Source organism: Erwinia papayae (assembly GCF_058241465.1).
Map to the genome: position 1 here is coordinate 1,362,320 of NZ_JBZCHT010000013.1, position 24,978 is coordinate 1,387,297.

The window sequence follows — 24,978 nt, forward strand, 5'->3', positions numbered from 1 at the left end:
ACGCAAGGAGATGGCCCGCAATATTGCAAAGCGCCTGCGCGCCGGTCAGCAGCAGAATATTAAGCGCCAGCAGGCACCGGACGGCACGCCGTTTAAGCCGCGCAGGTCCGCCGCCCGTAACAAGACAGGCCGGGTTAAGCGGGAGATGTTTGCGAAGCTGCGCACGGCTAAATATCTGAAGGCGAAAGGCAGCGCCGACGACGTGGTGGTGGAGTTTACCGGTAACGTACAGCGCATGGCCCGCGTGCATCATTACGGGCTGCGCGACCGGCCAGCCCGTGGAGGGAAAGAGGTAAGGTATGAGGAAAGGCCGTTGTTAGGTGTTGTAAAAAAAGATCAGGAACAAATTGAAAATATGATAATTAGTGCCTTGATTAAATTCTAAACCACGAGAAATTATCTCTGCATTTTTTTTCTAAGATTGTCCTCAATAGGCGCTAATGCCGTTTTGAACTTCAATCTAAATTGGTCAGTATCGTTATTCATCGAATCATAGAGCACGCCCATATCACATTCATTTCTACTAAATTCTTTATCATCAATTGAAGGGTTTATTGATTCAAGGTAATAATTGACATGCGTTAAAATATCAGATTCGAGATGAAATAGTTCATTTAGCTTTATAGAAATTTCAGATTCCCACAGAGCTTCAGTTTCTGCGATGCTAACTTGTAGCTTTGCACGATGTTCAAGCATTGAATTCCATCTTTTCTCATAAGCATGTAAAATACTTAAGTATCTTTGTTCATTATACATTATGTTTTTCCCTTCCTTGTCTTCAGGTAATTTTAACTCAGAGTTTGTCATTAGTGGATTTCGAACAAAGAATAAAGCATCTCGGTATCTGTAAATATTAATAAGAAGATCTTTTGCAAGAGTATAATCTGACTGGCCGTTTAGTTGTCTTTTCCATGTATTCAATCCTCTCCATGCAACTATAGCGCCAGTTGACGATGCGGCAATCACAATAATATCCTTCAGGTTATTAATACATTCTGTCCAAGTCATAAAATACCCTCTGATTAATAAAATAAATTCTGATTTTTAAATGGATGGGTTTAATAATTGATAGGGCGAGGTATTATTTTTTTACATTGAAGGGGTATGTTTACCCCTGGTTCAAAAATTATCCACGATGTACTATCGACTGATTCAGAGCATCAATTACTTTGTCTATGTGAGCACGATCTTTGCTTTGTAATGCCTGGCTTTCACCAGATGCGCTATTGAGATAGACGCTGTACTCTGGTTTTAATGTTACAAACAAGGCAATACCGGCAATAAGCATTAGGCCACCAAAGGCTTTAACTCCCAGCTGATCGGCTACAAGCATCATAACTAAGCCTACCAGCCCAATTATTACAGCAGGCAACTTATTGGCAGGTTGATGTCCACGCTTAACCGATGTCACCCCCTGCATGGCATAGGTGCTTGATCCAACGCGAAAACGAGCGCTGGTAACGCTCACACTACCATCGTTATAGAACTCAACTTCTTCCATTAGTAATTCCCGTTTTTTTGTTATTCATGGTTTACTGCATGTAGAAAGATACATTAACAAAATTTAATTTTTGGTAAATCCCTGAAACCACATTTTTTTGCAGGTTGCCCGTTGATGCACAGACGAGCTGTAGTAAATGGTATTACTGATCATGCCAGGACATTCTTGCTGCATGAACTCACAAATCCCCGACATCCTGCGCCTGCTGCGCAACCTGATCCGCATCGGCAGTGTGTCCGCCGTCAACCTTGACGACGGGCTGTGCCGCGTGGACACCGGCAATAACACTACTGCCTGGCTGCACTGGCTGACCGCCCGTGCCGGTCGCACCCGTTCATGGAATGCGCCATCGGTCGGCGAACAGGTGCTGGTTTTGTGCCTGGGCGGTGAACTGGACACCGGCTTTGTGCTGCCGGGCGTGTTCTCTGATAAAAACCCCGCCCCGTCGGCGTCGGCTGATGCACTGCACTGGTCATTCCCCGACGGCGCGGTGATTGAATATGAGCCTGCCAGCGGTGCGCTGAAGGCAACCGGCATTCAGACCGCCACCATTCAGGCGGCGGTAAAAATCCTGCTGGACTCGCCGGAAGTCGAATGTTCTGCCCTGCTGAAAACCGCCACGCTGGAGGTGACCGGCGGCGGCACGATGAAAGGCGATATTCAGCACGGCGGCGGCAGCTTCACCTCTAACGGCGTGGTCGTGCATTCCCACAAACACGGCGGCGTGAAGTCCGGCGGCGACCTCTCAGCAGGGCCGCAATCATGAGCGCCAGATATTCCGGCATGAGCCGCGACAGCGGCGAAGCGCTGACCGACCTTGACCATATCCGCCAGTCGGTGCGCGACATTCTGCTGACGCCGTTGGGTTCCCGCGTTATGCGGCGTGATTATGGTTCGCTTTTATCCGCGCTTATCGACCAGCCGCAGAACGCGGCCCTGCGCCTGCAGATGATGTCGGCCTGCTACATGGCGATTTTGCAGTGGGAACCCCGCGTAAAGCTGACCGGCATTACATACGAATCTGCCTTTGACGGCGGCATGGTGGTGGAACTCACCGGCACCCGCACCGACACCGCGCAGGATTTATCCTTAACCGTCCCTGTGAGCTGATATGGCAACCATTGATTTAAGCCAGCTCCCCGCGCCCGACGTGGTGGAAACGCCGGACTATGAAACCCTGCTGGCGGAACGCAAGGCCACGCTGATTTCGCTGTATCCGGCGGACCAGCAGGACGCCATCGCCCGCACGCTGGCGCTGGAATCCGAACCGGTGGTAAAGCTGCTGGAAGAGAATGCGTATCGCGAGGTGATCCTGCGTCAGCGCATCAACGAGGCGGCACAGGCGGTCATGGTGGCGTATGCGCTGGCGGACGATCTGGACCAGCTCGGCGCAAATAATGGGGTGCCGCGCCTGACGCTGACCGCCGCAGACGATACCGCGATCCCGCCTGTCGCCGCCGTGATGGAAAGCGACGATGATTATCGCGTGCGTATCGCCGCCGCCTTTGAAGGGCTGAGCGTGGCCGGGCCGACCGGGGCTTACGAGTATCACGCCAGAAGCGCCGACGGTCGCGTGGCCGATGCGTCGGCTGTCAGCCCGTCGCCCGCCTGCGTCACCATTACCGTGTTATCGCGTGAGGGCAACGGCGTGGCCGCTGCTGACCTGCTGGCGGTGGTGGATGCAGCGCTCAATGACGAGGACGTGCGCCCGGTGGCCGACCGGGTAACGGTGCAGTCTGCCGCCATCGTGGATTATGCCGTGGACGCGGTGCTGCATGTGGAAGGCGTGCAGCGCGTGGAGCTTGCCGAACCTGCCGCCGACGTGGTGCTGGACAAAACTCAGGCGGCGTACTGCACCGGCTGGTTGATTACCGTCGGGGGCGCTGATGAGTGATCGCCTGTTGCCGGTCGGCTCGTCGGCGCTGGAGGTTGCCGCCGCTGAAGCCTGCGCGGTGATTGAAACCCTGCCGGTCCCGCTGCGTCGGCTGTGGAGTGCGGATAACTGCCCGGTTGCGCTGCTGCCGTATCTGGCCTGGGCGTGGTCGGTTGACCGCTGGGATGCGGGCTGGAGCGAGTCAACGAAGCGCGCCGTGGTGAAAGCCTCGCAGTACGTACACAGGCACAAAGGCACGTCCGGCTCCATCAGGCGAGTGGTGGAGCCGCTCGGCTATCTTATTCGCCTGGTGGAATGGTGGAAGACCGGCGATGCACCCGGCACCTTTCGTCTGGAAGTGGTCGTGCTGGATACCGGCATTACTGAAGAAATGTATCAGGAGCTGGAACGGCTGATAGCGGACGCGAAGCCGTGCAGCCGCCACCTTGTCGGCCTGTCGATTAACCTCGACGCCAGCGGCGCGCTGCCGGTTGCCGCCGCCTGCTACAGCGGCGACGAACTGACCGTTTACCCTTATACCCCTGAAATCATCACCGTCAGCGGGCCGGGCTGGACCGGCGCGGCGGTGCATCTTATCGACCTGACGGAAGTGACACCATGAGCACAAAATATTTTGCCCTGCTGACCAGCCTGGGCGCGGCCAGGCTGGCGAACGCCGCCGCGCTGGGAACAAAGTTACAAATCACCGACATGGCCGTGGGTGACGGCGGCGGGACATTGCCCACGCCGGATGCGGCACAGACAAAGCTTGCCGGGGAAAAGCGCCGCGCCCCGCTGAACGCGCTGACGGTGGACGCCGCCAACAGCAGCCAGATAATTGCAGAGCAAATTATCCCTGAGAGCGAAGGCGGTTTCTGGATACGTGAAATCGGCCTGTTTGACGCCGACGGCGTGCTGATTGCGGTGGCAAACTGCGCGGAAACCTACAAGCCGCAGTTGCAGGAGGGCAGCGGTCGAACGCAGACGGTGCGCATGATACTCATCGTCAACAGCACCAGCGCGGTGACGCTGAAGATTGACCCGTCGGTGGTGCTGGCAACGCGGCAGTACGTGGATAACGCGGCGATTGAGGTGAAGTCATACACCGACAGGGCGCTGGCCGCGCACCTCGCCGCCGTCAGTCCCCACGCGCAGTATCTGCAAATCGCCAGCGCGCTGGCGGAAATTAAAGACGCCGGGCTGGCCGGGACGGCGCTGGATAACCTCGGCCTGAAAGACGCGGCAAAGATGGGCGTGGCAACCCCCGCGCAGATGGTGACGGGAACGGCAGCAAACCTGCTGCCCAGCGTCGCGGCGGTGGCGGGGCTGTTCAGGAAAGGGCCGTTTTCAGACAACGATTATGTGCGCATTCCTGATGTGCCCGGCGGATTAATCGTGCAGTGGGCCAGAATCAAATCCGGCTCAGCGGGGAGTTATGCCTGGACCTACCCGACCCCGTTCCCCGGCGGGCGGCTGACCGCATGGGGAATGTGCCACCGGACCGACGTCAGCGGCACCGATTCCCCGACCATCTCCTTTGATGATGTCACCGACCCCAGCCCGAAAACGCTGACTAATTTTAATCTGCGCGTTAACGGCGTGGCCGGGGCGTATTCCGGTTTTGTAATCGCATCAGGATACTGATATGACCCTTGCTTATTTCTCGCCTTCGCTGAAATCCTTTATTCCGTCGGAATGGAAGGACGACGGCACCTACAACGATGATACCTGGCTGTCGGATGCCGTACCGGCCACGGAGGCCGAAGCGGCCAGCTACTGGAAGCAAATCCCGCCCGACGGCCAGCGGCTGGGCGTGGCGGGTGGTCGCCCGGTGTGGGAAGACGAACCGGCGTTAACCCCGGCGCAACGCACCGCGCTGGCCGAACAGCAAAAGGCGGTGTTACTGGCACAGGCACAGGCACAGGCGACAATCAGCCTGTGGCAGACGGAATTACAGCTCGATATTATCAGTGCGGAGGACAAAACCCGCCTGATTGCGTGGATGAAATATATCCAGGCGCTGAACACGGTGGATACCGCTGAAGGGGATATTGCGTGGCCGGAAAAACCTTTCAGATAAACGCTTCCGTATTGGCCTCGCACCTCTTCGTCTGATGTGCTCAGGGTTCTGGTGGAAACAGTGAACCTTAAGCTAAACTTGAGGTTTTTAAAGGGTGAGTGCCAATTATCAGGTTTTCCTTTCGATTACAGTTCTGTATGATAAATCGCCATTAATTAAGGATGATAATGAATGTTACTGTCTCAATATTTGAAATTAAAAATTACCGCAGATAAAAATATCGCCAATGCCTTTACTAAGGGTTTACAAGGCGTTGGTAATGCAGCGAGAGAAAATCTTAGTGATATATATTTTGGAACAGAGCGGCTTTCATGGCGTAGTTCATGCCTTACAGATAAATATAGCGATGTTTGCAAAGAGCTAAATCAGGAAGATAAAAGGATGTTTCTTTCTGTTTATGAAGCATATAAACGAAGAGATGTCTTTTTGGATATGTTTCAGCTTTACACCGCCTATCTCTTACGCGATCAGGATTCGGAAAAAATTGAAAGTTCTGACTCACCGATACAAAAAAAGGTAATGACCATTGCTGGCCTGGCGGCTAACAGTAAGTCATCTAAAGTTACCAAGCTGGCTATATCGTATGCAATGGCTAAAGGGATCGCAGAAGCAGCACCAATATCTATGGCGGTCAGGACGGCGATAAATAGCAGCAGCTACATAGCCCTGTCCGGGTTTGGGTTTTATGGAAAAGTACAAAAATCGGCTATGGCTGCCCGGCGCTTACGTGCATCCAATCCTTTTTTTTATCAGGCTCTGTACAGAAATAATCTTGAAATGCTATATATCTATATTGAAAAAGTTATAATATCTTTCAATATGAAGTTAAGCGGGAAAACATCCCCAACTGAACAAGATATTATCAATCTGCTGGATGGTATAAAGTGAGATTCATAATTAAATCTATATTAAATATCGCTATTGATTATATTCCAGTGTTATTAGTGATCGTTGCGGGAACGTTTTATGTGGTTTTTTTTCCAGAGTATTGGGGGAGGCTGCTGTTGATCACTATTGCTGTGGTTTTTGTGTTAAGCGTTAAGGTATTTAATAAAATACAATTTAAATCTAAAAGAAAGTGATTTGAGTGAGTGTTCCTGTAATCCTTTAGATTAAAAATTAACGCTAAACATTAATCACAGGCTAAAAGGGTGGCACTGGGTATGAGTAAAGCTAAAAGCGTTCGCCGCCTGATTACTAAACATTTTTGGGAAATGTCAGATGACACTTCCCTGAGTTCGGGTAAAAATGGCGTTCTGCCTGAAGACGCCAGCGATTTTTTGGAAGAGTATGCGGAATCACTTCACGTTGATATGGCTGCTTTCGACTTCAGGAAATATTTCCCAAATGAAGGCATTCGGTTTTTGCCCAATGCGATTCTGCCAAAGTTTATGCGTACCGACCATCATCAACCTGCACCGTTAACCGTTGAGATGCTGATAGCCTCTGCTGAAGCAGGGCGCTGGCTTTACTGATAATGTCACGCTGATGGTCTGATTTGTATTTGTCCGGCAAGCCCTCAGCAAACCCCAATCACATGCACCGTCCCGCCTGACCTGACACTCTGAGCACACCCATTTAACGGAGTGCTTCAGATGTCTGATTATCATCACGGTGTCCGCGTCGTCGAAATCAACGACGGCACGCGCACCATTTCCACCGTTTCGACCGCTATTGTCGGGCTGGTCTGTACCGCCGACGATGCGGACGCGACTACGTTTCCCCTCAATACCCCGGTACTGCTGACCAGTGTGTTATCCGCCATCGGTAAGGCCGGAACCAAAGGCACGCTGTCCGCATCCCTTCAGGCGATTGCTGACCAGTCAAAGCCTGTCACCGTGGTGGTGCGCGTGGCCGAAGGCGCAACCGATGCCGAAACCATTTCCAATCTTATCGGCACCACCGACGAGAACGGCCAGTACACCGGCATGAAGGCGCTGTTAAACGCGCAGAGCCAGCTGGACGTTAAGCCGCGCATTCTCGGCGTGCCGGGGCTCGACTCGCTGGAGGTGGCGACCGCGCTTGCCAGCATCGCGCAGCAGCTCCGCGCCTTCTGCTACGTCTCGGCGTGGAACTGCAAAACCGTATCGGAGGCGAGAAAGTACCGCGACAACTTCAGCCAGCGCGAAATCATGGTTATCTGGCCGGACTTTATCGCCTGGAACACCACTGCCAACGCCTCGGAAACCGCTTACGCCACGGCGCGGGCACTTGGCCTGCGCGCAAAAATCGACAATGACACCGGCTGGCATAAAACCCTGTCCAACGTCGGCGTGAACGGCGTGCCAAAGCCGCCACGGCGGGGCTGATTCTGGTGGGGGGCTGGGCGCAATCGGGCTGGTTGCCTGGCCGGTTATGCCGGGGGCGATGTCTGAGTACGGCAAAGAGTACAAGCGTAAGCAGTGCACCAGAGGGGCAGATAAGGGCAGAACCATTTCTAACATTCTGCTGGGTGACGATGCTGACGGTTGGCTCCCTGCTGCTTCAGGGCTACCTGATACAGACGTAAAAAATTAAAATAACTGGTTTAAGTGTCTACCGTGTCTACTGCTGAGAGTAATCAATTATAAATCAGTTAATTAGTGCGGTAGACAGGTAGACACTTAAACGAATAAATTTTATTTTTCTGTGTTTTATTTTTGTTTGAGTGCCGTTAAACACATTCCTGAATGAGTGAGATTAAATGCAATTTACCTGTGCCTCCTGGACCTGAGTGATCTAAGATGGGGGTAAATCATTAGCAAGGAGCATGTATGGATACGGTTGAACAACTTAACGGAACATATTTCTATGCTGGCAGACCAAATCTGAGCGCAAGTGAAATGCTTTTTATGATTTTTTGCGAACAGGTTGCTGATCAACTTGGGGTGAAAGATTTTGGTGCCATTGTGGCGATTGTTGCAGGACTGAATATTTCCTCAACAAGGGGTAAATTTGCCGGAGCAACACCCGGAACTGCATATGTTTCTCGCGGAGCGCGAAAACTTTTCGGAAATGCTAAATTTCCCTGGGGAAAAGAATGACCGTCTATCGTTGGTGGATATCCACCCCATAAGCTAAAGGTCATTATGACTCACAAAGTGAGTACTTTTGTTGGTCGCGCTATTCCTGTTGTTGGGTGGGTTATTCTTTCTTACGACTTAGTTCAGATAACATTTAACACAGTAACAAAATATAACTCCATTGCCAGAGGTGACGACAAAATATGGTAACGGAAAGTGATGTCCTCAATTTCTTCAGAGATGAGCTTTCAATGCCAGTATCATTGAAATCTGGCAGAATTCCTCTTGAAATAGATACAGTCTTACAGGATTACGCTGAACTGGACGAACTTCCCTATGCAATTGACGATTACAGCAGCAAATTCGGTGTGGATATATCGTCGATGAATATTGAGGAATATTACCCTGTTGTTCATAAACCATTATTTACAAGGTTGTTTAAACGCCGCGTTATTCAGGACGAAATCAATCTTCTGCGAAAAACCGTTGACAGTACGTATGTTTGCCGAGTCTGCCAAAGTGGGCCGCTGGCTTTATGACTGATAACGCTTTCTGAACAACACGGTAGATTATCTTTACTCATGTATGCCTTGTCCTTAAGGAGAGGCACCCAGGCCGGAGCAGTCCGGATTTTTTATGCGCGTTTCTGTTTTAACAATTTTTATGGTTAATATTATTTAATTTACCATTTAAATGGATTGATACTGTTCATTAATCCAGTTATTGAGGTATCAACAGATGGCTAAATCAAAGAAAGGCGCAACCGTCCACTTGGACGACGCCACGTTAGAAAAAATTCGGGAGTACCAGGAGTTCGTTCGCAAGAACCATCCTGAAATGCCTGTTCCCACAAAAGGACAGATTGTTCGCAGCGGCGTTCTGTACTGGCATAAAAACTCGCTGGGGGCGTGGGCATGAAATACAGTTACCCAGTCAGGGCGCAGGCTGGTGGCGCGGTCCTTAAACAGTGGTATTCAATCCAGGCTAAAGCGGGTGGCCCGGCAGAAATTAAGATTTATGACGAGATCGGCATGTGGGGCATTTCCGCTCGCCAGTTCTCTGAAGATTTAGCCGCGCTGCCCGCTCAGGGGGATTACTGAGAACGGCCACCATAACCGGCAGGACGCCAGCGGTAATGCGGAGTGTTGCGCGATGAAATCGGCACCGAACGTTAAGCAACTGCCAAAAGATAAATTCACCGAGGCGGTTACTTTTGCCGGGGCTGATGCACACAGCCACGCCAGCGCGTGGGAGGAGGATTACAGCAAAAAGATTGCCTGAGACACCCTCCCGCCGATTTATCTGGGGCCAAAGCAGCTGGCGGAGCTGGATAACCTCCGCATTATCGACAAAGGCCGCCGCGCTGCCCGCGTTTATCTGGCGGGCGAGATTGAGCCGATCATGATTAACGCCATTGGCGAAAAGCTGGCGCTGGCCGGGGTGCAGGATGCAGCGCTGTACAGGGGAATAACCGACCGGCAGCCGGAGGACTGGCGGGAATATTTAGCTAGGGTGCGTGAGCAGTCCGGACGCGGCGAAAGCCTGGTTGACGATATGCGCAAAGCAACCGGCAATTGTGCGCCGCTGGACGAGTTGGCCCCTCGCGTGGAGGCCCGCGCTGGTGGGCTGTACTGGGTCATGCCCAACATTGATAAATCCGGAGAGCTTCAGCGCCCCGGCCAATGGTTATGCGGCAGGGTGGACGTGCTGGGGACCGGCGTGGGTGACGGTACCGATTTTGTTGTTTTGCGCTGGCAGCCACCCGGCAACCGTCCGAAACGTACTGAAGCTATCGCAGCGGGTGATATCGGCAATCGTGAGGGCTGGTCGCGTCTGAGCAATCGGGGACTGCGCGTCACGGCCAAAAACCATCTTCGCGCCATTCTTGCCGACCATCTTACGGACAGCGACAACGGGAAGCTGTGGAACGCTGCCACCCTGTCCGGGTGGCAGCACGGCGTTTACGTCATGCCAGACGGGGAAATTATCGGCGACAGTGAAAAGCGCGTGATTTTCCACGGACGCAGCGCCACGGCGTCCGGTCATACCGTGGCGGGAACCGCACAGAGCTGGCGTGAAAATGTCGCCGCGCTGGTGGCGGGCAATCCGTCGATGATGCTGGGCGTTGCCGCTGTGCTGGCGGCTTCGATAATCGGACTGGTGGGGGCTGACGGGTTCGGCGTGCATTTCTTCCAGCAGTCCAGTGCCGGTAAAACCACCACGGCCAGTATTTTGCCAGCAGCCTTTACGGAAACCCGGAGATGTTGCGCCTGACGTGGTACGGCACGGCGCTGGGTATCGCTAATGAAGCACAGGCACACCATGACGGTCTGCTGGCGCTGGATGAAGTTGGACAGGGAGCAGACCCCAAATCAGTAGCCACCTCGGCTTACACGCTGTTCAACGGTTCAGGAAAACTACAGGGTGCAAAAGACGGTGGCAACCGGGAGTTAAAACGCTGGCGCACCGTTGCCATAAGCACCGGGGAAATGGACATTGAAACCTATCTGTTGAGCCAGGGTATCAGGCCCAAAGCGGGGCAACTGGTGCGCCTGCTTAACGTTCCTCTGAAAAGGCCACGGTGTTTCACGGCCTGCCATCGGGCAAGGCCCATGGCGATGCCCTTCGTGATGCGTGGGCGCTACACCACGGTGCGGCGGGGCGTGAATGGGTGCGCTGGCTTGCCGACCATCAGCAGGAGGCTCAGGAGGCTCAGGAGGCCGCAGGTGCTGCACGGGCACGCTGGCGCGGTCTTATCCCTGAAAGTTACGGGGAACAGGTTCACCGCGTCGGAGAACGCTTTGCCGTGATGGAGGTTGCATTGCTGCTGGCAGACCATATTACCGGCTGGGATGCGCAGGCCTGCCGGGATGCCGTTCAGCACAGCTTTAATGCCTGGGTGGCCGAATTTGGCACCGGCAACAAAGAGCACCAGCAGATTGTTGAGCAGGCCGCAGCATTTCTTAATGCCTTTGGTATGAGCCGGTTTGCTCCGCTGAATTATGACCCGCGAGATTTACCGCTCCCCGAACTGATGGGATATCGCGATAACGGTGAACAATACGATGATCCATTGCTCTTCTACGTGCTGCCCGCACCGTTTAAAAAGTATGTCGCCGGGAGCCACAACAAAGCCGCCACCGCACGGATATTCCATGAAGCCGGAATGCTCAAAAAAAACCACCAGCGGTAAAAACTGGCAGATAAGAACGCCGCGCCTGAAGCACCTGAATAATGCCAGGCCCTGGGCATACGTTCTGCTGTTTGCACCGGGATCGGAAGAAAGCACACCCGAATAGCTTACACGTGCGCGTAAAACGACTTATCCCACTTGTCCCGGAGGTATATATAAAAGATTAAATTATTGTTTTTAAAGTGTATGAATGCTTATTTCTGGGATGAAAGTGGGACAGGTTGGGGGCGTTTTGGGATAAGTCAGGGCTATTCTGGGATAAGTTCGCCTCTGCTGGTGGCCGGGACAGGTCGAAAACAGGTCAACTTGTCCCAAAATCAGGGCAACTTATCCCAGAAGTAAAAAGCACTTTCAGTTAAATCATTTAGTTATGGCATTTGGGACAAGTGGGACAGGTGGGATAAGTCGTTTTATATAGCTATAATCCCGTTTTCCCTTCTGCATCCAGCCGCAAATTGAAATGTGTTACCACTAACCAGCCGCCGGTTAATCATTATTTCTTGCCAGCTAATACTGGTCGGCGTTATTCTCGCCTCGCTGCTCCAACGTGGGCGACCAGGTTTAGCAGCCTGAAGCAAAGCGCGGGATTACCGCTAAATATTCAGCGGTTTCTGTACCCGTAAAGGACAAGTCACGCCCAATTATGGTGGGGCGTGGTAGGGGAGCGCTCGCGCTCGCCGGGTTTCGCTTTGACCGGTCTGCTAACCCTGCTACGCCTCACCACCCCATTTAGCAGTGGTCTGGTGAGGTTCTAAACTTCAAAGTGAGATTACTGGTATGGATACCGAAAAAACTTCTTCCGGGTTTTTAACCTTCCTTGATGATGGCATGTTTACCGCAACGGATATCTCTGAGCCTGAATTACTGGATCAGTGCCGTGCTCTTGTATTTGCCATAACCGAACTAACCAACACTACCGCGCGGGATTGTCTTACATGGGTAATGATGGAGCGGGTAGAACTTCTGAGACAAAAAATGGATGAGGGGGAAAATACTCTGACAGAACATCGCAGTTAAGTATAAATAACCTTCAAAACCTTGTACTGACCTTCAGAAAAGTTGTGGAAGGTCAGTCCTCCGGGTAGCTCTACCCGTTTTATGTTTCAGTATGGCCCTGCCCTGCACATCAAATTTTTATACCCGCCAAATTAGAAATTTAATTCCGATAATAATCATAATTTGAAACTGCGGCAGGAGCAGCGATCCGGGCGCGTCCCAAGCCTGCCGCACATACTGAACCGGCTGAGTGGTACACAAATATTTGCAGACTGTCCATATACATAGCCGGGGTTTCAGGTGTGAGCCTTTAGCTATCAGCCTCTTCTAAAATTGGGCGAAATTCTTAATTTCCTCGCCCAACCTGATACCGGACATTTACAGACAGTTTAAGCAGGGTATGATTTCTCACTCTGCAAATAACCTCCTGGACCAATACACACAAGGAAGCGATATCGTGTCAGCTCTACAATTCCCCTGTACTATTTTTAAAACTCAGAAATGGATGGATGACTACGGCGCTAAAGATATGCGTTATGGCGACTTAACGGAGACACAACTGAAAACGTATTATCATCTGGTGGACGTTTCCACCAGGGCAAATCCTTACACACTGACAAAAATCACCCCGTTCAGCCAGCCACAGTCGATGTTTCATGGCTCCCGTGGTACAGGAGAGAAAATCACCCGCCAGAAGTGCGCCAGTATTCTGTTTGATGAATTCCGCCACCTGTCCCGACCATTTGCCACTTACGGGCCATACAGACACCTGATTGAAAGAATGATTACCCATATGCAGTACGGTAACGGCACACCTTTTCGGGATATGTCTTTGGACAGGGCATTGAGTGAACAGATCATGAATGATAGATCGAGTGAAAACAGTACTCGATTGTTATTACAAAAGGCTTTTAAAGGCAATATCGACTGGACTACCAAAAGCTACCCTGAAAACAAAAAAGAAAAATTAAGAGAGGCAGTACTTGATGGGAGACTTCCTAAGTTTGACAGATTACAGGATAAATTTAATGGCATGGGTATTACCGTTCACGATACCTGGGCAACTCAAATTACCATAAAATCACTTCATCTCGGGAATGACTACTACCGGGCAGTTGCGCATTACAAAATCCAGGATCATTTTGGGCTGGATGATGATGATATTTTGAAGTTTAAGTTCAACCAGTTCCATTTTTTTCGTATCTGGTTTGTGCTCCAACGTTATAATCATTTTGGTTTTAAACCTTTCATGACGAACATGGAAGCCACAATTGAAATTTTCGGAGAACGTAATGAAAATTAGAAGTAAGAAAACGCTCTACAGCCTTCTTTTGATTGGTTTCGCTCTGCTACCTTACATTATCTGGATGTCAGTACGTCCGGTGGAAATCGTTGCAGTTCATATTGATGGCAGTCATAGTTCAGTTTTAGTAAAAAATTTCCCTTATAGTGACAAAGGGAAAATAAACTGGTGGATAAAAAACAAGGAGATAATAAAAGAAAAGTACAACATTCCGAAGCCTGAAAAAGACGGTGATTTTACTATTATTTTCTGGTTATTTGGTGACGGTTATAAGCAAGAAGAAAAATATGACCGGCGTTGCTTCGTGGATATGAAACCACCTGAAAACTGCATTGATAAAAATAGAGTTTTTTCAGTAGATAAAAGTCGGAATATGGGAATTTCGTTTACCACTGACAGCGAAATCTATCAGTTAAAAGGAAATGGAGAAGTTGTAAAAGTGAAACTCGAATGAAACCGCTTATCTGATTTAGGCTAACCCGGTAGAAGCAGCCTTACCGGCATCCAGAGTAGATACAAAGCCAGGATATACAGGTCGTCAGTACAACGAGATACCACTCTGTCTACCCTCCTTCAAGATTTTCCAGGCATCACTACGCGCGCGTTGAAGGTTTTCTTTGCATCTATACGCGCACGTGAACCGCAGCAGGACCGGGAGGGTAGAGTGAGGTTTACCCGTATCGCTACGTGAGCGCAAAATAACTGACTCATGCACAACATGAGGTTTTTATCGTGCCCGTATGCTGTATTTTGAAAACACCCCATGCAAGATACATTCAGGCAAACAATCTGACCCAGGAGAACGGATCATGAGAGGCATCATGTGCAAGATTCTGAGAGAAGGGATCAGGATGAAGTATCCGCGCGTTTCTGAGGAAATGTTGGATAAACTGGCCAGGCACTATCAGCGCCAATGCGGCAGGCTACCCTCCGGAAGGGCGGCATTTCACCGGTTGGCTTCGTCCAGAGGGGGATCTTAAGGCAAACCGGCGAGGCCAACAAACAATCATAATGCACCATGTTTACCGTTTGAAAATATCCCCAGCATATCCCCGAAAAAACAAAAGAGCCTGCGTTTTCACGTAAGCCCTTGATAAATCTGGTGGCCCCTGCTGGACTTGAACCAGCGACCAAGCGATTATGAGTCGCGTGCTCTAACCAACTGAGCTAAGGGGCCTGTGGCGCGGGATTATAAAGGAACTTGTCACAGCGATCCAGCGATTCGCTACCGGTTGATTGTTTTTCAGGCAGTTGAGTTTTATTTGGAACTGTTTGATTAACAATACTTTCTGGCTGTTCACACCTTTCTTCACATCTCATAACGCACAAGCCCGAAAAGCAACTAAACAACGTGCCATCTTTCAGGCGCGGCGCTGAGCAGCCGGTGGTCGTCTGGGTTGCCATCTCAGGCGGCGCTTTTATTGATCCTGAGACTATTCAACCTGTGACGGAATCAATGGAGGGTGATAAATAGCTGTGCTCCAGTGGCGGCTACTGGCGTGTTTCTCTGCCAGCCAGCCCTCTTTACGCAACTGGCGGGCGATCATTTTATTCATAATCCCATGTCCCACCAGCAGGACATTGCCGTGGCAGGACAATGCAATCAGTCGTTCGGCTGCCTGTTTCGCGCGCCGTTGTGCCTGTCGATAAGACTCCACCTGGCCTGAATAACCGCAAAACCACAGTGCCCGAAGCAGAGAAAGCCAGAAGGCTGCGGGAAAAGCGGGGCAGCTCAACGCCATCTCCGGCAGGGAGACTTCACGAAACAATCCATCCACCAGGCTTGCCTCCAGCCCTAATTTCCGCATTGATGAACAGGCACGAGGTAAAGGACTGGAAACGATATAATCTGCGGCAGCGGCAATCCGTGCGCTTCTCTCCGGCGCAGCCTCTTCGACCAGCGACAAATCATAGGATGCGCACCACTGCTTCATTGCCCGCGCAGGCAACCAGCCAGAGGAAAAATGAGCAGGTTTGCCATGCCGCATCAGGATGATGGTCATTACCTTTCTCCGTTAAGCCCGGTCTACGCCACGACGATAAAGTGCACTCAGAGCCTGGCCCATCAGGGCTGGTTTATCTGCCATTCTGAATCCGGGCAGTGCCCGAAATCCTCTCGTGCTCAGGTTTCTGCGCGCTGTCCGTGTCCGGACCGGCTGCGACAATAACGCCCGGTGGCACAGGCTCTTATGCTGCTGAAGCCATCACACGGGAAGACATCGTCATACTGCTGACACATTAAGCTGTTCAGATGATTGCCGCCAGAGCCAGTGTAAAGCTGATTAAAAAATCGGTCCTGCATGACCAACAAAGATCGTATGGCGTTTTTCCGGGTTGTTAAGGAATTAACTATCTGTACGAAAAGAGTATTTAAATAATTTTTATGCCAATAACGCAGCGCACCTTCAGGGCGGGTATGGCCGCTTATCGTTCTCCGGTTCATTTTCTACGCGGGTAGATTTTGCGGATTCGACATCAGATGCGGTTTTCTGTTGGTCAGCAGGCTGTCTTCGTTTCAGGTGATGAATACGACTGGTTATCAAACCAGCGAACGGGAAACGAGCAGAACATCCCAACACCAGGGAACCTGTTACCGATCTTTCAGCCTGGCATCAGCAAAAGAACGTTCTCAGCGGTGCAGTTTCCTGGCTGACCAGGCCCGCGCAGAGCGAAATAAGCACGTCTTTTACCATGGGATTTTTTATGTCCACACAACAATCAATCCAGCCGGACCTTTCACGCTCAGCAGCCGATGAGCGGTTTGCCACTCCTCAGGGACGCAGCGAATTCTGGCGGGCAACACTCTCCTGCTGGCTGGGTACGGCAATGGAGTATGCGGATTTTGCACTCTATGGTCTGGCCGCCGGCATTATCTTTGATGATGTGTTCTTTCCCCAGGCCAGCCCGGCGATGGCACTGCTTGCAAGCTTTGCCACCTGGTCGGTCGGGTTTATCGCCCGCCCGATTGGCGCTCTGTTCTTCGGCTGGCTGGGCGACCGTAAAGGCCGCAAGGTGGTGATGTTCAGCACCATCATCCTGATGGGCGCGTCGACCACCCTGATTGGGCTGATCCCCAGCTATGCCTCCATTGGATTGTGGGCGCCTGCCTGTCTGGTGCTACTGCGATTCAGCCAGGGGTTTGGCGCAGGGGCGGAGCTGTCAGGTGGTACGGTGATGCTGGGCGAGTATGCGCCTGCCGAAAAACGTGGCCTGGTTTCCTCGATCATTGCTCTGGGTTCCAACAGCGGAACGCTGGTGGCCTCACTGGTCTGGCTGGCGGTAGTGCAAATGGACCCTCAGCAGTTGCAGGCGTGGGGCTGGCGTGTGCCCTTTCTGTGCAGCTCGCTGATTGCGCTGGTTGCACTATGGATACGTCGCCATCTGCGCGAAACGCCGGTTTTTGAGCGCCAGAAAGCGGAGCTCCTTGCCCAACGCAACTCGCCAACAAGCCCTGCGCCACGGCAGCAGGCTGAACGCAGCCTGCTGCAACGCAGTCGGGCGTTTCTGATTATGGTGGGTTTGCGCATTGGTGAAAACGGACCCTCTTATCTGGCGCAGGGGTTTATCATTGGCTACGTGGTTAAAGTGCTGGCCGTGGACAAATCTGTGGCGACCAGCGCCGTGTTCATCGCCTCAGTGTTGGGCTTTCTGATAATTCCTTTTGCTGGCTGGCTTTCTGACCGCTTTGGTCGTCGTATCACCTACCGCTGGTTCTGTCTGCTGCTGATACTCTATGCCTTCCCTGCATTTATGCTGCTGGACTCGCGAGAGCCGCTGATTGTGATACCGACCATTGTGACGGGAATGGGGTTAGCCTCACTGGGGATCTATGGTGTGCAGGCCGCGTGGGGCGTGGAGATGTTCGGGGTGACTCACCGCTACACCAAAATGGCGACGGCAAAAGAGCTTGGCTCGATCCTCTCGGGCGGCACAGCGCCACTGGCGGCGGCCGCGCTGCTCTCCTGGAGCGGTCACTGGTGGCCGATTGCCTGCTACTTTGCGCTGATGGCATTGACTGGTTTTCTGACCACCTTTGTCGCGCCGGAAACCCGTGGCCGCGATCTTAATTTGCCGGAGGATGCCATTTGATTATCACCCGATCCCGCCAGCGGCTGTGCTGGCTCACTGCTTTTCAGGTGGCATGTTGACAAAAATAAGTCGTCATCGTGCCACCAGAGCCGATGTGGCCAGAGAAGCCGGAACGTCCGTTGCGGTGGTCAGCTACGTGATCAACCAGGGGCCAAGGCCGGTTGCTCAGGCAACGCGGCTTCGCGTGCTGGACGCCATTAAAAAAACAGGCTACCGGCCAAACCAGGTTGCCCGCGCGCTGGCTTCCGGAACCAGCAAAACGCTGGGGCTGGTGGTGCCAAATATCTCCAATGCGTTTATTGCCTCCTTTGCTCATGCATTGCAGCAGGAAGCGCTAAAAAGTGGCATGGTGATGTTGTTGGGGGATGCCGGAGACAGCCGCCAGCGCGAACTTGAGCTGATCAATAACCTGCTCAGTCAGCAGGTGGATGGCCTGTTTTATAACAGCGTCGATCGCCATCCCTTTATTGAGGTGATCCAGGCCAGTGGCACCCCGCTGGTGATGCTGGAGCGTGTTGATCCGGCGCTGAACGTTCATATTCTGGGGGTTGATGAGCGGGCGGCGGCTTATCAGGTGAGCGCCCATCTGCTCAGCCACGGTTATCAGGATGTCGGGATTATCTGCGGGCCACTGGCGATGTTAAACACCCAGGATCGTCTTGCCGGCTGGCGTCAGGCGCTGGCTGAGTTCGGGATAACCGAGCGGCCACAGTGGATTTTCCCGACCCTGTACACGCGCGAAGGGGGCTATCAGGCGGCGAGAACCATGCTGGCGGGTGAAAAAATGCCTCGTGCGCTGTTTGTCAGCAATGAGGCGCAGGCGACAGGATGCATACGGGCGCTGGCAGAGCAGGGTATCAGCGTACCGGGACAGGTTGCGCTGGTCTGTTTTAACGGCACGGAGCAATCAGCATTTTATGTGCCTTCACTGACCACGGTGCGTCAGCCGGTAGAGGCGATGGCTCGCCAGGCGATTGCGATGCTGTCAGCGGGAGAAAGTGAAGGGCAACTGAGTGAGTTTGCTCATCAGTTTCAGCAGGGGGAGTCCTGCGGCTGCCTGTTACAGAACAATGAACCCGGAATACGAAAAACCAGATGAGAAGAGTGATTATTGATTGCGATCCCGGAAACGGTATCACCGGAGCGAATGTGGATGACGGGCTGGCACTGGCGCTGGCACTGGGATCGCCTGATATCTCGCTGGAGCTGATCACCACCGTGGCAGGCAACACCCCCAGTGATATCGGTTTCAATGTGGCAATGGCGCTGGTGACGCAGGGAAACCTGACGGTGCCGGTATACCAGGGGGCCGAACAGGCGCTGGTTGAACCCGCTCAGCCGTGGCGGGAGGCGCTGGATAATCGCGTTTATGCTGCAAATCTGGCCCATCTGTGGCGGGACGTGGCATCGCCACAGGTTCGCCAGGCTCCCTCTCTGGCGGCGGCGGATGCCATTGGTCAACTGATTTGTGACAATCCAGGGGAGATAACCCTGGTGGCTATCGGGCCGCTGACCAACGTGGCGCTGGCGATAGCGCGCTATCCGGCGATGATCGCAGCGGTACAGGAAATCGTCATTATGGGCGGGGTGTTTACCCTGGATGACTATATCAAGGACACTAACTTCGGGCTTGATCCGGAGGCGGCGCAGCAGGTGCTGACCAGCGGAGCGCGGATTACGCTGGTGCCGATGGATGTCACTACGCAAACGATGCTGACCCGGCAGGATTTGCAGCGTTTTGCCAGCATTGACGGCTGGCTTGCCAGCTATGTCTGTGAAACTCTGCGACCCTGGCTCGAATACTCAATGCAGACCCGTAATATACCAGGTTGCTGGATCCATGATGCGCTGGTGGTCGCCTGGCTGATCAATCCTCAGGTGGCGACGGCGGCTGACTATTATGTTGATGTCGAAGTGCGGCCGGGAATGACACGCGGTAAAGCCTGGCGATTTCGACCGCCGCTGCGCGTTGATGTGGCGGTTGGGGAGCCTGCGGGGAGCCGGGTGCAGGTGCTGAAGACGGTGGATAACCCGTTGCTGTTAACGATGCTGGAGCAGGCGCTGAAAAATCCGCCCTGACCGCTTGCCGGACGGGCCGCTGGTTAAATTCGGGGGTGGCGTTGCCACCCCATTACGACTCAGGCGGCGACAGACTTCCTTGCCTGGTACCAGCGCACGATATCAACCAGCAGCAATGCCAGCAGACTGATCCCCATCAACGGCAGGCTGACCGCGAGGGTTACGGTCAACACCAGTAGCAAGAAACGGGCGCTGAGCGAGAGCTGCTGCCAGCAGTAGCACAGCGTGTCTGCCGGGTGGAGAGTCTGTCCGCGGGTGGGGCGGCGCAGCCACCACAGGCGATAACCCAGCACGATCATCACGCACAGCCCCACGCCAAAAAAAGCCAGCAGCAGCTGGTTAGCCAGGCCGAACAGCACCCCCATATGTGCATCAATCCCCCAGCGGGTGAGCTTTGCCAGCATGCCATAGTGGGCGAACTCCACTTTATCCACCACCTGAAAACGTTGCGGATCAACCGCCACGCTGTCCACATGGGTGGGCCAGCGACGATCGATTTCACTCACCGTCCAGGCTTTGTCTGGCTGCCATGCCGGGCGGATCTCAATTTTAGCGGCATTAATCCCGGCATCACGCGCCGCTTTCAGCACCCTGTCAAACTGCGCAGGCTGCACGCTGACCGCCGGGTTATGGGGCATCATCCCTGACATTTTGTGCTGCTGATGTTCGTCCGCCGGGTGCGGTGCGGCCATCACCATACCGGGCATCGGGTCGGTAGCAGCAGGTTGTCCGGCGGTAAGTGCGGTATTGACCACCGGTGTCTGCCAGCCAAAATGCGCCCGCATGGCGGCGATATTATCTCCGGCCCAGCGTGACCAGGTCAGCCCGGTGGCGGAGAAAAAATTCAGTCCCAGCAGCAGTAATAAGCCCAGCGTACTGTGCCAGTAGCGGTGGCGCAGTATCTGCTGGCCACGTAAGGCTTTGCCGGATCGGACTCTGCGCGGCGAGCGGCTGGTGGCCCACAGCAGTACGCCCCCCAGCGCAGCTACCCACAGCCAGCTGGCGGCCAGTTCGCTGTAATTTCTGCCGACATCGCCCAGCAGCAGATTGCGATGCAGATAGTCCAGCCAGGTACGTAACGGCAGAATGCCGCTGGTGCCATAAACATCCAGCTGTCCACGAACCTGCAGGGTATCCGGGGCGATAAAGACGGCGGTGGTTTCCGACGGGCCTGATGTTGCGGTGGTAAACATCACCCTGGTGGTTTCACCTGGGGTGGGAGCAGGTCGCACCGCCGCAATTTTTGCGTCGGGTCCGATAAATTGTTCAGCCACGGTAATCTGCGCGGCAAGGGGCCTGGCAGGCCCGCTGGCCGGGGTAAACAGCTGGTCAGCATAAAGCGCATTTTCCAGCTGCGGTGTGAGGACATACAGCGTACCGGTCAGCGCGGCGATAAAGATAAAAGGCGCGATAAACAGGCCAATATAGAAATGCAGACGGCGCAGCAGCGGCAACAGCGCGCTACCTGTCTGAGCGGCACGGGCAGGCCGCGCCAGGATTTTTTCCGACATAATGGTTCCATCCGCCTGTGTTCAGGCATTGAGCAGGTGATAACAGCACTATTTTTTCAGATCACGCGGCTCGATGCGGGTGGTGCGCGGGGACGGAAGAAGGTGGGAATAAAGCGCCTGATAACCGGGCTGAACAGGGGAACCGCATGCAGGCTGGCGGCCTGTAGCACGGACCACAGCGGTGGCAGACTGGTCAGCGCCAGCGGCAGGTGTACCAGCAGCAGACAGTAACCGCAGGCACTGTCATCCATCACTGACAGGGGAGAATGTGACGCCTTCTGCGTGTCTCCGGCGGCCATGACATCGTCATCCGTGGTCATACCGGGCATATCGTGCATCGCCATACCAGGCATATTCATCATCATCGCCATATGCCGGGCAGGTGTCATCTCCAGTGATTTGGAAATAACCGGGGCGATAAAAATCAGCAGCATGGCCAGCAGACCGGCCCAGGCCGCGTAGCGGTTTGGGGAGCGGTGCAGGGCGAACAGCGACAAGTCCTGAAGATCCTCGTCAGCACAGAAAGAGCGCGATTGTAGCAAAAAAGGGGCCTGAATGTAGCGAGAGTTCAGAAACAGCTGCTTACAGGCTGAAGTGAAGGGTCACAAATCCACCAGGATAGCTTTCTGTAAGCATGCTATAAACAAATGGTTAACATTTTACTAACCCACCGCTGTGGCTCCCGCACGCTGTAAGACAGGATAATCCCTATGTTCAACTGGACTTCTACCCAGCGCAATGTGGCCTTCGCCAGTTTTGCCAGCTGGATGCTGGATGCGTTCGACTTTTTTATACTGGTTTTTGTTCTGAGTGATATTGCGGCAAATTTTCACACGGAAATTTCCGACGTCTCCATCGCCATTATGCTGACGCTGGCCGTTCGACCGATTGGCGCGCTGCTGTTTGGCCGTCTGGCTGAAAAATATGGCCGCAGGCCGATCCTGATGGTGAATATCGTAACGTTTTCCCTGTTTGAGCTGCTCTCGGCATGGTCGCCCACGCTGGGGACATTTCTGGCCTTCAGGGTTATCTATGGCATTGCCATGGGGGGCATCTGGGGCGTGGCCTCATCGCTGGCAATGGAAACCATTCCGGATCGTTCACGCGGGATGATGTCCGGCTTCTTCCAGGCAGGTTATCCGGCGGGCTATCTGCTGGCTTCGATCATTTTCGGCCTGTTCTACAGCACCGTGGGCTGGCGTGGCATGTTCCTGATCGGCGCACTCCCGATTTTCCTGTTGCCTTACATCTGGTTTAAAGTGCCGGAGTCTCCGGTATGGCTGGCGGCGAGAGAGCGCAAAGAGAGCGTGGCGCTGATGCCGGTACTGCGCAGCCAGTGGAAACTGTGCCTCTTTCTGGTATTACTGATGGCCTGCTTTAACTTTTTCAGCCACGGTACTCAGGACCTCTATCCGACCTTCCTGAAGGTACAGCACGGTTTCACGCCACATACGGTGAGCATTATCGCCATCTGCTATAACGTGGCCGCCATGCTGGGCGGGGTATTCTTCGGCACGCTGTCGGAAAAAATTGGACGTAAAAAAGCGATAATGATTGCCGCGTTGCTGGCCCTGCCGGTGCTACCGCTGTGGGCATTCTCCTCCGGCTCCTTCACTATCGGGTTGGGCGCATTTCTGATGCAGTTTATGGTGCAGGGCGCATGGGGCGTGGTGCCCACTTATCTGACCGAGCTGGTCCCGGCGAACACCCGTGCTGTGCTGCCTGGTTTTGTCTACCAGTTAGGAAACCTGATTGCTTCAGTGAATGCCTCGCTGCAATCACACATTGCCGAAGCGCACGGCAATAACTACGGCCTGGCGATGGCGATCGTCGCCGGGACCGTGGCGATATTAATCACTCTGCTGGTGGCCTTCGGGCGGGAGACGAGGGGCGTGGCAATTTCATCTGGCAGTGAGGCAGAGAAAGCTTCTCACTGAGGGAATAACTGAAAGCGGATCCGGGCGATCCGCTTTTCCTGTGCGTCAGCCCGGTAGCTGGCAGACATCCACCCAACTGGCGGACGTCAGTTTCGCCAGCTGTTCCGGTGAGATTCGCACCGCGCTGTTAATCGATCCGGCGGCGGGCAGCACTTCAGCAAAATCCCGCAGCGAGACGTCACAAAACACCTGCAATGGGTTTTCCAGACCGAACGGGCAAACGCCGCCAACGGGATGTCCGGTCCAGTTAACCACCTCATCGGTACTCAGCATCCTGGCTTTACAGCCCAGCATCTCTTTCAGCTTGCGGTTGTCGAGGCGGGCATCGCCCCGGGTAACAATCAGGATGACGCGCTCTTTGACCTTCAACGATAACGTTTTGGCGATTTGCCCCGGTTTCACGTGATGCGCGCGGGCGGCAAGCTCGATGGTGGCGGTGCTTTCCGCCAGTTCAATAATGCCAATTTCAGGGGCGTGTTCGGCAAAGAACTGCCGTACTGACTCCAGGCTCATGCTTATCTCCCTTTTTCAGAACGGCTTAAGCTGCCACAGAGTCGGCTGACTGTAAACGGGAAGACGAGGGATCAGAGTGGATTAAGGGTGCAATTGCCACAACGCTGAACGTTGGGCAGGCGGTAACGCTGGCAGCAGGTGCGGCGCTGCATCTCGCCGTCACGGGGCAGCATGGTGCGAAAGAACGGATTGTCGGAACCATCCAGCAGGGTGCGCGAGAAGAAATAAGCCTGCTCCAGTTCCTGGCGCAGCGGCTCACCCGTGAGTGGAGCCAGTTCACCCAGAAACCAGTGGAGAGCAAAGCCGGTATTGCTCCAGATAAGTTTGCCGTTAATGCCGTCATGCTGTGCAATGCCATTGACCACCGGGATCAGATGGCGCTGAATCAGGCGGTCAACACGCTGTCGCGGTGACAGGTAACGCGCTGTTTCATCCTCGCGCACATCAAACCAGAAAACGGCAGGGCGGCCCGTCTCGCTGAACTCGACCTGGCAATGTTGCGGAGAGATATCCAGCGCACGTGTTTCCAGCAGCAGCGCCATGATCATTGGCGGCATCACCAGGCCTAGATACCACTGCGCCCAGAGTGACTGTAACGGCTTGTTTTCACGTTCCATCTGCGGCTGTTCGCGGTACATATAATCACCGTAGCGCGCGTTGAGCCTGGCGAAATTTTCTGTTGAGGACCAGGCGCTGAGAGTCATACTGCCAGCGGGGGGCTGTTCACCAAGCCTGATCGAATCAAGGAAATAAGCACGATGTTCACTGAATAACGCCCGCAACGAGGCTGCCAGCGGGCGGTTGCTGTGCATAAAAATCAGCGGGTGTGAACCATACTCAGATGCCTGACGAACAGTGGTGGTCATAGGGTATCCAGTTTGAATGGAAGTGCAAAAACAAA

26 protein-coding genes, 1 tRNA gene and 4 pseudogenes are annotated in these 24,978 nt (G+C 53.5%); 23 read left to right on the forward strand and 8 right to left on the reverse strand.

Features of this window, described 5'->3' with window-relative positions; all coding sequences use genetic code 11:
• Positions 1-10: 10 nt before the first annotated feature.
• A complete protein-coding gene (locus AC3RPL_RS22475) occupies positions 11-385 on the forward strand; it encodes a phage virion morphogenesis protein (protein WP_490742116.1) in 375 nt (124 codons plus the stop codon).
• A gap of 11 nt (positions 386-396) precedes the next feature.
• On the opposite strand, the gene AC3RPL_RS22480 is transcribed toward AC3RPL_RS22475, so the two are convergent.
• Both AC3RPL_RS22480 and AC3RPL_RS22485 read right to left on the reverse strand, forming a co-directional pair.
• Complete coding sequence (locus AC3RPL_RS22480) at positions 397-1,008, reverse strand: hypothetical protein (RefSeq protein ID WP_490741591.1); 612 nt, start codon at positions 1,006-1,008, stop codon at positions 397-399.
• 118 nt (positions 1,009-1,126) lie between these two features.
• Positions 1,127-1,501, reverse strand: coding sequence for a DUF6232 family protein (locus AC3RPL_RS22485; RefSeq protein WP_490741592.1), 375 nt, complete (start codon positions 1,499-1,501; stop codon positions 1,127-1,129).
• 172 nt (positions 1,502-1,673) lie between these two features.
• On the opposite strand from AC3RPL_RS22485, the gene AC3RPL_RS22490 reads away from it, so the two are divergent.
• The 18 genes and pseudogenes from AC3RPL_RS22490 to AC3RPL_RS22575 all read left to right on the forward strand — a co-directional run bounded on the left by AC3RPL_RS22490 (position 1,674) and on the right by AC3RPL_RS22575 (position 14,402).
• Entirely contained in the window at positions 1,674-2,267 is a 594-nt protein-coding gene (locus tag AC3RPL_RS22490; protein ID WP_490741593.1) for a phage baseplate assembly protein V, read from the forward strand.
• Positions 2,264-2,611, forward strand: a complete 348-nt coding sequence (locus AC3RPL_RS22495; RefSeq protein WP_490741594.1) for a GPW/gp25 family protein — start codon at positions 2,264-2,266, stop codon at positions 2,609-2,611. The genes AC3RPL_RS22490 and AC3RPL_RS22495 overlap by 4 nt, the downstream gene beginning before the upstream one ends.
• Position 2,612: 1 nt before the next feature.
• Positions 2,613-3,395, forward strand: coding sequence for a baseplate J/gp47 family protein (locus tag AC3RPL_RS22500; protein ID WP_490741595.1), 783 nt, complete (start codon positions 2,613-2,615; stop codon positions 3,393-3,395).
• Positions 3,388-3,996, forward strand: a complete 609-nt coding sequence (locus tag AC3RPL_RS22505; protein ID WP_490741596.1) for a phage tail protein I — start codon at positions 3,388-3,390, stop codon at positions 3,994-3,996. Before AC3RPL_RS22500 ends, AC3RPL_RS22505 begins: the two co-directional genes overlap by 8 nt.
• Positions 3,993-5,018, forward strand: a complete 1,026-nt coding sequence (locus AC3RPL_RS22510; protein ID WP_490741597.1) for a phage tail protein — start codon at positions 3,993-3,995, stop codon at positions 5,016-5,018. Before AC3RPL_RS22505 ends, AC3RPL_RS22510 begins: the two co-directional genes overlap by 4 nt.
• Before the next feature lies 1 nt (position 5,019).
• A complete protein-coding gene (locus AC3RPL_RS22515) occupies positions 5,020-5,454 on the forward strand; it encodes a tail fiber assembly protein (RefSeq protein WP_490741598.1) in 435 nt (144 codons plus the stop codon).
• A gap of 171 nt (positions 5,455-5,625) precedes the next feature.
• Positions 5,626-6,342, forward strand: coding sequence for a hypothetical protein (locus AC3RPL_RS22520; protein ID WP_490741599.1), 717 nt, complete (start codon positions 5,626-5,628; stop codon positions 6,340-6,342).
• A gap of 275 nt (positions 6,343-6,617) precedes the next feature.
• Positions 6,618-6,929, forward strand: coding sequence for a DUF1493 family protein (locus tag AC3RPL_RS22525; protein WP_490741600.1), 312 nt, complete (start codon positions 6,618-6,620; stop codon positions 6,927-6,929).
• A gap of 120 nt (positions 6,930-7,049) precedes the next feature.
• On the forward strand, positions 7,050-7,763 hold the full coding sequence (locus tag AC3RPL_RS22530) for a phage tail sheath subtilisin-like domain-containing protein (protein WP_490741601.1): 714 nt from the start codon (positions 7,050-7,052) through the stop codon (positions 7,761-7,763).
• A 444-nt stretch (positions 7,764-8,207) separates the two neighbouring features.
• Positions 8,208-8,666, forward strand: a pseudogene (locus AC3RPL_RS22535) (STM2901 family protein).
• Between the two features lie 41 nt (positions 8,667-8,707).
• Positions 8,708-8,815, forward strand: a pseudogene (locus AC3RPL_RS22540) (DUF1493 family protein); the annotation flags it as partial.
• A gap of 49 nt (positions 8,816-8,864) precedes the next feature.
• A complete protein-coding gene (locus AC3RPL_RS22545; protein WP_490741602.1) occupies positions 8,865-8,999 on the forward strand; it encodes a DUF1493 family protein in 135 nt (44 codons plus the stop codon).
• Between the two features lie 195 nt (positions 9,000-9,194).
• The gene (locus AC3RPL_RS22550) at positions 9,195-9,374 is read left to right on the forward strand and encodes a hypothetical protein (protein ID WP_490741603.1); all 180 of its coding nucleotides are present in this window, start codon (positions 9,195-9,197) and stop codon (positions 9,372-9,374) included.
• Positions 9,371-9,535 (forward strand): annotated as a pseudogene (locus AC3RPL_RS22555) (hypothetical protein); the annotation flags it as partial. The gene AC3RPL_RS22550 and the pseudogene AC3RPL_RS22555, both read left to right, overlap by 4 nt.
• Before the next feature lie 73 nt (positions 9,536-9,608).
• Positions 9,609-11,755, forward strand: a pseudogene (locus AC3RPL_RS22560) (DUF927 domain-containing protein).
• Positions 11,756-12,426: 671 nt separating this feature from the next.
• Positions 12,427-12,666 (forward strand): hypothetical protein, encoded by a 240-nt coding sequence (locus AC3RPL_RS22565; protein ID WP_233592505.1) that lies wholly within the window; start codon positions 12,427-12,429, stop codon positions 12,664-12,666.
• Between the two features lie 436 nt (positions 12,667-13,102).
• Positions 13,103-13,948, forward strand: coding sequence for a YPO3983 family protein (locus tag AC3RPL_RS22570; RefSeq protein WP_490741604.1), 846 nt, complete (start codon positions 13,103-13,105; stop codon positions 13,946-13,948).
• Entirely contained in the window at positions 13,938-14,402 is a 465-nt protein-coding gene (locus AC3RPL_RS22575) for a DUF943 family protein (protein WP_490741605.1), read from the forward strand. Before AC3RPL_RS22570 ends, AC3RPL_RS22575 begins: the two co-directional genes overlap by 11 nt.
• 646 nt (positions 14,403-15,048) lie before the next feature.
• Here the strand turns inward: AC3RPL_RS22575 and AC3RPL_RS22580 are convergent.
• Both AC3RPL_RS22580 and AC3RPL_RS22585 read right to left on the reverse strand, forming a co-directional pair.
• Positions 15,049-15,125: transfer RNA gene (locus tag AC3RPL_RS22580), tRNA-Ile, on the reverse strand.
• A gap of 256 nt (positions 15,126-15,381) precedes the next feature.
• A complete protein-coding gene (locus AC3RPL_RS22585) occupies positions 15,382-15,951 on the reverse strand; it encodes a histidine phosphatase family protein (RefSeq protein WP_490741606.1) in 570 nt (189 codons plus the stop codon).
• A gap of 700 nt (positions 15,952-16,651) precedes the next feature.
• Between AC3RPL_RS22585 and AC3RPL_RS22590 the strand changes: the two genes are divergently transcribed.
• The 3 genes from AC3RPL_RS22590 to AC3RPL_RS22600 are packed head-to-tail and all read left to right on the forward strand — an operon-like array spanning position 16,652 to position 20,116.
• On the forward strand, positions 16,652-18,037 hold the full coding sequence (locus AC3RPL_RS22590) for an MFS transporter (protein ID WP_490741607.1): 1,386 nt from the start codon (positions 16,652-16,654) through the stop codon (positions 18,035-18,037).
• A 52-nt stretch (positions 18,038-18,089) separates the two neighbouring features.
• Positions 18,090-19,136 carry a LacI family DNA-binding transcriptional regulator gene (locus tag AC3RPL_RS22595; RefSeq protein ID WP_490741608.1) on the forward strand — a complete coding sequence of 349 codons (1,047 nt, stop codon included), beginning with the start codon at positions 18,090-18,092 and terminating at the stop codon, positions 19,134-19,136.
• The gene (locus AC3RPL_RS22600; RefSeq protein ID WP_490741609.1) at positions 19,133-20,116 is read left to right on the forward strand and encodes a nucleoside hydrolase; all 984 of its coding nucleotides are present in this window, start codon (positions 19,133-19,135) and stop codon (positions 20,114-20,116) included. The genes AC3RPL_RS22595 and AC3RPL_RS22600 overlap by 4 nt, the downstream gene beginning before the upstream one ends.
• Positions 20,117-20,175: 59 nt before the next feature.
• On the opposite strand, the gene AC3RPL_RS22605 is transcribed toward AC3RPL_RS22600, so the two are convergent.
• Together AC3RPL_RS22605 and AC3RPL_RS22610 are read right to left on the reverse strand one after the other, a co-directional pair.
• Complete coding sequence (locus AC3RPL_RS22605; RefSeq protein WP_490741610.1) at positions 20,176-21,627, reverse strand: PepSY-associated TM helix domain-containing protein; 1,452 nt, start codon at positions 21,625-21,627, stop codon at positions 20,176-20,178.
• A 56-nt stretch (positions 21,628-21,683) separates the two neighbouring features.
• Positions 21,684-22,169, reverse strand: a complete 486-nt coding sequence (locus AC3RPL_RS22610; protein WP_490741611.1) for a DUF2946 domain-containing protein — start codon at positions 22,167-22,169, stop codon at positions 21,684-21,686.
• 168 nt (positions 22,170-22,337) lie between these two features.
• Between AC3RPL_RS22610 and AC3RPL_RS22615 the strand changes: the two genes are divergently transcribed.
• On the forward strand, positions 22,338-23,564 hold the full coding sequence (locus tag AC3RPL_RS22615) for an MFS transporter (protein ID WP_490741612.1): 1,227 nt from the start codon (positions 22,338-22,340) through the stop codon (positions 23,562-23,564).
• 45 nt (positions 23,565-23,609) lie between these two features.
• Here AC3RPL_RS22615 and AC3RPL_RS22620 read toward each other — a convergent pair whose 3' ends face one another.
• Positions 23,610-24,077 (reverse strand): YbaK/EbsC family protein, encoded by a 468-nt coding sequence (locus AC3RPL_RS22620; RefSeq protein WP_490741613.1) that lies wholly within the window; start codon positions 24,075-24,077, stop codon positions 23,610-23,612.
• A 71-nt stretch (positions 24,078-24,148) separates the two neighbouring features.
• Positions 24,149-24,943 (reverse strand): siderophore-iron reductase FhuF, encoded by a 795-nt coding sequence (gene fhuF / locus AC3RPL_RS22625; RefSeq protein ID WP_490741614.1) that lies wholly within the window; start codon positions 24,941-24,943, stop codon positions 24,149-24,151.
• Between the last annotated feature and the right edge of the window lie 35 nt (positions 24,944-24,978).

Bases quoted from the DNA above. Each gene is read 5' to 3' on its own strand.
- AC3RPL_RS22565 (WP_233592505.1), top strand. From the start codon at position 12,427: ATGGATACCGAAAAAACTTCTTCCGGGTTTTTAACCTTCCTTGATGAT.
- AC3RPL_RS22515 (WP_490741598.1), top strand. From the start codon at position 5,020: ATGACCCTTGCTTATTTCTCGCCTTCGCTGAAATCCTTTATTCCGTCG.
- AC3RPL_RS22510 (WP_490741597.1), top strand. From the start codon at position 3,993: ATGAGCACAAAATATTTTGCCCTGCTGACCAGCCTGGGCGCGGCCAGG.
- AC3RPL_RS22500 (WP_490741595.1), top strand. From the start codon at position 2,613: ATGGCAACCATTGATTTAAGCCAGCTCCCCGCGCCCGACGTGGTGGAA.
- AC3RPL_RS22520 (WP_490741599.1), top strand. From the start codon at position 5,626: ATGTTACTGTCTCAATATTTGAAATTAAAAATTACCGCAGATAAAAAT.
- AC3RPL_RS22480 (WP_490741591.1), bottom strand. From the start codon at position 1,008: ATGACTTGGACAGAATGTATTAATAACCTGAAGGATATTATTGTGATT.
- AC3RPL_RS22525 (WP_490741600.1), top strand. From the start codon at position 6,618: ATGAGTAAAGCTAAAAGCGTTCGCCGCCTGATTACTAAACATTTTTGG.
- fhuF (WP_490741614.1), bottom strand. From the start codon at position 24,943: ATGACCACCACTGTTCGTCAGGCATCTGAGTATGGTTCACACCCGCTG.
- AC3RPL_RS22575 (WP_490741605.1), top strand. From the start codon at position 13,938: ATGAAAATTAGAAGTAAGAAAACGCTCTACAGCCTTCTTTTGATTGGT.
- AC3RPL_RS22490 (WP_490741593.1), top strand. From the start codon at position 1,674: ATGAACTCACAAATCCCCGACATCCTGCGCCTGCTGCGCAACCTGATC.
- AC3RPL_RS22615 (WP_490741612.1), top strand. From the start codon at position 22,338: ATGTTCAACTGGACTTCTACCCAGCGCAATGTGGCCTTCGCCAGTTTT.
- AC3RPL_RS22475 (WP_490742116.1), top strand. From the start codon at position 11: ATGGCCCGCAATATTGCAAAGCGCCTGCGCGCCGGTCAGCAGCAGAAT.
- AC3RPL_RS22550 (WP_490741603.1), top strand. From the start codon at position 9,195: ATGGCTAAATCAAAGAAAGGCGCAACCGTCCACTTGGACGACGCCACG.
- AC3RPL_RS22605 (WP_490741610.1), bottom strand. From the start codon at position 21,627: ATGTCGGAAAAAATCCTGGCGCGGCCTGCCCGTGCCGCTCAGACAGGT.
- AC3RPL_RS22585 (WP_490741606.1), bottom strand. From the start codon at position 15,951: ATGACCATCATCCTGATGCGGCATGGCAAACCTGCTCATTTTTCCTCT.
- AC3RPL_RS22595 (WP_490741608.1), top strand. From the start codon at position 18,090: ATGTTGACAAAAATAAGTCGTCATCGTGCCACCAGAGCCGATGTGGCC.
- AC3RPL_RS22590 (WP_490741607.1), top strand. From the start codon at position 16,652: ATGTCCACACAACAATCAATCCAGCCGGACCTTTCACGCTCAGCAGCC.
- AC3RPL_RS22485 (WP_490741592.1), bottom strand. From the start codon at position 1,501: ATGGAAGAAGTTGAGTTCTATAACGATGGTAGTGTGAGCGTTACCAGC.
- AC3RPL_RS22530 (WP_490741601.1), top strand. From the start codon at position 7,050: ATGTCTGATTATCATCACGGTGTCCGCGTCGTCGAAATCAACGACGGC.
- AC3RPL_RS22600 (WP_490741609.1), top strand. From the start codon at position 19,133: ATGAGAAGAGTGATTATTGATTGCGATCCCGGAAACGGTATCACCGGA.
- AC3RPL_RS22505 (WP_490741596.1), top strand. From the start codon at position 3,388: ATGAGTGATCGCCTGTTGCCGGTCGGCTCGTCGGCGCTGGAGGTTGCC.
- AC3RPL_RS22495 (WP_490741594.1), top strand. From the start codon at position 2,264: ATGAGCGCCAGATATTCCGGCATGAGCCGCGACAGCGGCGAAGCGCTG.
- AC3RPL_RS22620 (WP_490741613.1), bottom strand. From the start codon at position 24,077: ATGAGCCTGGAGTCAGTACGGCAGTTCTTTGCCGAACACGCCCCTGAA.